7 protein-coding genes are annotated in these 4786 nt (G+C 26.3%); all 7 read left to right on the top strand.

The genetic code is table 4. The features are described from left to right. The first annotated feature begins 170 nt into the window (after positions 1-170). Positions 171-434 carry a hypothetical protein gene (locus D9R21_RS04400; RefSeq protein WP_126821254.1) on the top strand — a complete coding sequence of 88 codons (264 nt, stop codon included), beginning with the start codon at positions 171-173 and terminating at the stop codon, positions 432-434. 105 nt (positions 435-539) lie between these two features. Beyond that, positions 540-1397, top strand: coding sequence for a hypothetical protein (locus tag D9R21_RS04395; protein ID WP_126821253.1), 858 nt, complete (start codon positions 540-542; stop codon positions 1395-1397). 32 nt (positions 1398-1429) lie between these two features. Further along, entirely contained in the window at positions 1430-1816 is a 387-nt protein-coding gene (locus D9R21_RS04390; protein WP_126821252.1) for a hypothetical protein, read from the top strand. Positions 1817-2119: 303 nt separating this feature from the next. Further along, entirely contained in the window at positions 2120-3025 is a 906-nt protein-coding gene (locus tag D9R21_RS04385; protein ID WP_126821251.1) for a hypothetical protein, read from the top strand. A gap of 12 nt (positions 3026-3037) precedes the next feature. Beyond that, positions 3038-4288, top strand: a complete 1251-nt coding sequence (locus tag D9R21_RS04380; RefSeq protein ID WP_126821250.1) for a hypothetical protein — start codon at positions 3038-3040, stop codon at positions 4286-4288. Between the two features lie 15 nt (positions 4289-4303). Then, the gene (locus tag D9R21_RS04375) at positions 4304-4573 is read left to right on the top strand and encodes a hypothetical protein (RefSeq protein WP_126821249.1); all 270 of its coding nucleotides are present in this window, start codon (positions 4304-4306) and stop codon (positions 4571-4573) included. Positions 4574-4586: 13 nt separating this feature from the next. Then, the coding region (locus tag D9R21_RS04370) for a hypothetical protein (protein ID WP_148108826.1) at positions 4587-4786 on the top strand (200 nt) is incomplete at its 3' end.

The raw sequence follows: 4786 nt of genomic DNA, 5'->3' as shown, positions 1-4786 counted from the left end.
GATATTACTGATGATATTGAAATCATTAAAACACAATTGCAAAGTGTTTATGATGAATTAATTAAGGTACAAACAGTTAATACTGGTGGCGTACCAAAAGTAGAAAACAAAGAAAACAATATTTTAGATACAGACAATGTATTTAATAAATAGAAAGAAGGAAGTAAAATATGGCACAAAACCCACAAAGAATTTTCGGAGATATTGCTAATCAAGCAACAAAACGAGACCGAGAAACATTTGAACAATGATATTTACAAACTTATCAACAAAAATTTAGTTGAGAAGCATTATTTGCGTGAAAAGAAGCCAATAAATTTGGTTTAACATATAAAAGAAAGAAAAATATTAAATATAATGACGGCCTAGAAAAAGATGGGCAAGTATTTAATACTGATGATAACCTATTAAAATATTCAACAGTAGAATTTTAAGATGGAATTGTTGAATTAGATACAATTTTAACTTTTGCTCGTAAATTAGACCCTGTAGAAAGTGATTTTAACCCTAATCTTTGGGCTGCTGATATTGAGCAAGCAATGGATACCGAAGTTGCTTATAAACGTAATAAAATTTTAGAAATTATTAATAAAGGAACAGTTACAACTATTCAAGGTAAAAAAGCAGATGATACAAATGCTTTACAAATTCATGATGAAATTATAGATAAAATATATGAAAATGGCTTTACGCCGTCAGAAACAGTTGTCTTAGGTTCGGCTGATTTTATTCGTGGAATTCGTAATAAATTACAGTTACAACTTGGAGCAAATGACCAAATAAATAGTGTAATTGCAACAAGTGGGGCAATGAAAACTGTTGAAGGAACAACATATTATATGGTTCCAAAAAAATTACCAATTATTAATAAAGATGGTTCAGAAGGAACAATTGAATTATTACCAAATGGAGTTAATGCAATTGCCTTTAAATTTAGCAAAAAATATGACCCGCTTATTTTACGCAAAAAATACCACACGCCATTAAGAGTTGGTGCTGCTGCATTAGGTACTGGTATGGGTAATACTTTAATTATGGAAAGAGTTTTATATTTAGGTGGAGCAGTTGTTGAAACTAAAGGAATTATTAAACATATAGTTACAAAAACTGATATTAGTAAAATTAATAAATTAGATAAACCAACTATTAATGTTACAGACCCAACAAAAGCAACAGCCGAGCAGTTAAAACCACAATTTAAATCTGTTGTTTTAAAAGCAGTAAAAGCCGTAGATAATTCTTTAACTGAAAGTGATTTTGATTACTTTATTGAAAGTAAAGGTGAAGACTGACCAATTAATATTACAAATGATAAAACTGTTGAAGTTCAAATTGAAGGTAAAAATAAAGCTACTGGTCAAACAAAACCAATTGAAGTTAAAATTAAAAATTCTTAATAGTACTAAAAATAGTACTTTTTCGTTTTAAAATGCCAATCGAAACATCTAAAACAGCTCTTATTTATGCTGTTAAAAAAAATCCAACTAGATTGTCAATCCAACAACAAGAAAAAAGTTTTGGTTTACAGTTATTAGAATTTTTAGGAATTCAAGTTTTAGCCCTTGGTTTATCAGTTTTAACAGGTGGTATTGCTTTGGCTGTTGGTTTAGGTGTTGGTTTATCTAATTTTTCCGCAGCATTTATCTCATTTGGAGTAGAAACAGCAACCGATTTTGCCGTAAATCAAATATACGATAAATTAACCTCAGAAGTGACAACAAAAAATACTGCCTTAAATTTGTTACCAGCAATTGGCGGAATTGGTAAATTAACGCTTGCTGCACGAACAACTAGAATTTTAAAATTATCAAAATAAACTAAATTACTTGAAAAATTAGGTGTAATAACTTCTAATAACTTAGAAGATGTTGTAAGACAAGTTACAGGTAAAAAGATTTTATCTGATAAATTAATATTTGATTTTACAAAGCAGGCTAATAATGAAATTTTATTATATACAATTGGAAAATTAGCCCGAAATGATTTTTATAAAGGTTTTAAAGTTTCTAAATTTGAAACAATTAATAATTTATTAAAAATTGAAAAAAATATTCAAAAAATAAGCCCTACATTAGTTCAAAAAATACCACGCATAAATGAAACAAATGCTAATAAATGATTGTCTGAATATGGATTAAATATTGACAGGATAAGTAAAATTGATACTAATGAATGATATAACATTATGGCTAATCTTCATAAAAAAGGTGTTGGTAAAAACCTACTATTAAATGCTAATTTAATGCGGGGCAGTAAAATATATAATAATAAATTATTAAATATCTTACATCAAACACCAATTAAACTAAATAAAGTTTTAAATCATTTAAACCCAAATTTTTATATTCAAAAAGTAACTAAAAAATTATTAGCCCCGATTAAAAAACAAATAATTACTATTAAACAAAAAGTAATTAGTAAAATTACCGATAAAACTAAAAAAATATTATCTAAATTTGAAACAAAGGCCATTCAAAAAGGCCAATTGTTATCTTTTGCTTATGGTTCTGATGTTTTTTTAGCAGTTAAAATTGTTCCTTTATCAGTTGCGGGTGAAGTTGCGCTAACAATATATTATAAAAATCCTAAATATGTCCCTATTGTCGTTATGACAACTTTAATCAAAGCTGAACAGTTTGTTTTGGCTCCTGAACCATTTAAATTTTATATGAACAGTGAGTGATTTATTGGTTGGGGATTTAAAAAAACAAGTTTTTTTAATTTAGTTTCTTTTGCCCCAGTTGCTTATCAACAAGTAGTAAAAGATAGTTTTAAAATATATTGGACAATTGCTAAGATATTAAAGTTGCAAGAACAAATTAAAAATAACTTTAATAAAAATAAATTGTTAAATACGCTAGAAAATAGTGTGGTTACTAGTTTATTGGGTAATGGACTAGCATTTCAAACATACAAACAACTAAGAACAAAACAAGATTTAAACAAAACAATTAAAACAAAAACATTGCTAAATAGTAAAAAATTTATATTAAAGAAAATATATTCTAAAAAAAGTAAATGATAAGGAGATGATTAAATGTTAAATGAATTATGAGAAAATGTTACTTTGGAAAATTATAATAATTTTAATCCAATGACAGGTAAAATTACCCGAGTTCCAGTTCGTTATAATAAGTTCTTTAAAGGTGATGTCGAATTATGATTTAAAACATTTGCTTTAAGAGCCCAAAATATGATTAATTCTTACTTAAACTATCCATTTTCAAAACTAAAATTTGAAACATTTAAAGACCCATTATTAAAGAAAATTTGTATTAATATGGTGTTTATTACAATTGAGCATTGAACATTTAACCGTATTCCAATTGAATTCTTTACTTCAGCAAATATGAGCGTTGGTAATATTAATTATTCTTCACAAAATGACCCTATGGCAACATGACAAGGTCTATTGCCTACCTATGCAAAATCATTGGCTAATTTAACAACTTTAAAGAAAATGTTTCGTACTTTTCAAGAAGAAGGTATTGATTTAACAATGATAGATTTAGAAGCATATTATACACAATTAGAAGTTGATGCTTTAATAGAAAAAGAAAAAACTAAGATTGACAATAAAAGTATTGTTAAAAATAACAATAATGAAATAAATGTTCCGTTTGATAATAATACTATTTATAAAGAAAATAGTGTCTGAAAATCAAAACAAAGTGGCGGTAGTGATATTAAAATTGATAATAAAACAATTATTAAAAATACTGCTGATGAATTAATGGTTTCAGATTTAAAACAAAATAAAATAACTTTATTACCTAATAGTAGTGGTCTTGCTAATGCTGATTTTAATGTTGAAACTGGCGAATTAAGAATATTAGATCCTAGTTTTGAAGGTGGTAAAAATACTGCTGATTATATGATTATTGATAGTACAGTTGCGGGAATTGAAAGTACTGATGATACATTTGGTACTACTAAATATTTAGATAAATTTTATTTACAGAAAAAAGATTTACCTAAAATATCAAATGATTGAAAAGTTGTTGATACTAGTGATTTTGTTCAAGATTCTAAAGGATATAAAATTAAAAATTTTAATAAGTCAGAATATTATTATCGTTTATGGTGTTATACAACGCTTGAGATAGAACTATATATAATTACGCATATAAACTTTAAAGGTCAATTAGCAAGTGGAATATCATATGGAAATAATCCAAGTCGTTGAATTACCATTCAATTATTTTCCAACGGTGAGTTTAAATTATCATCAATATCAAATAGTGTTGAAATTAAAGGATTGTATATTGAAAGAAAAAAGGCAAATTAGAAAGGAGATGTTATTATGCCAAAAGTAACTATTAAAGATATGATTATGTTTTTGAAAATCTTTGGAGTTTCATCATTGTTTTTTATTGCCGGAATTATTATTTGTTTTATCGGAGAAAAAACATTGGGTATTTCTTGACCAGCATATGTTATTGTTTCAGCAATGCTTATTGGAGCAGGAATTATAGTTTTAATTATTGAAACTATTAGATTTATCAAAACTCATAACAAACAACAAAAACAAGATAGTATTGAAGATGTTATTAAAAAAGAAGATACGAAATAAAGAGGTGATATAAATGGGATTGTTACCAGCAAAAAAGAAATTAAAAAAAGAATATGATATTGATAGTTATTATCTTAATTTAGCATCAACGATTAGTAATCGTAAAAATGTTATTGTTCAAAAACATAATGAAATTTTAGAAAAAAGAATTTGTGAAGATAATGCTAATTTTTTAAATCCACGTGAGTTAGAAATTAGCATCTATAATCCGCT

Source organism: Spiroplasma endosymbiont of Megaselia nigra (assembly GCF_003987485.1).
Taxonomy (GTDB): Bacteria; Bacillota_I; Bacilli_A; order Mycoplasmatales; family Mycoplasmataceae; genus Spiroplasma.
This window is presented reverse-complemented; position numbering and strand designations above follow the sequence as displayed.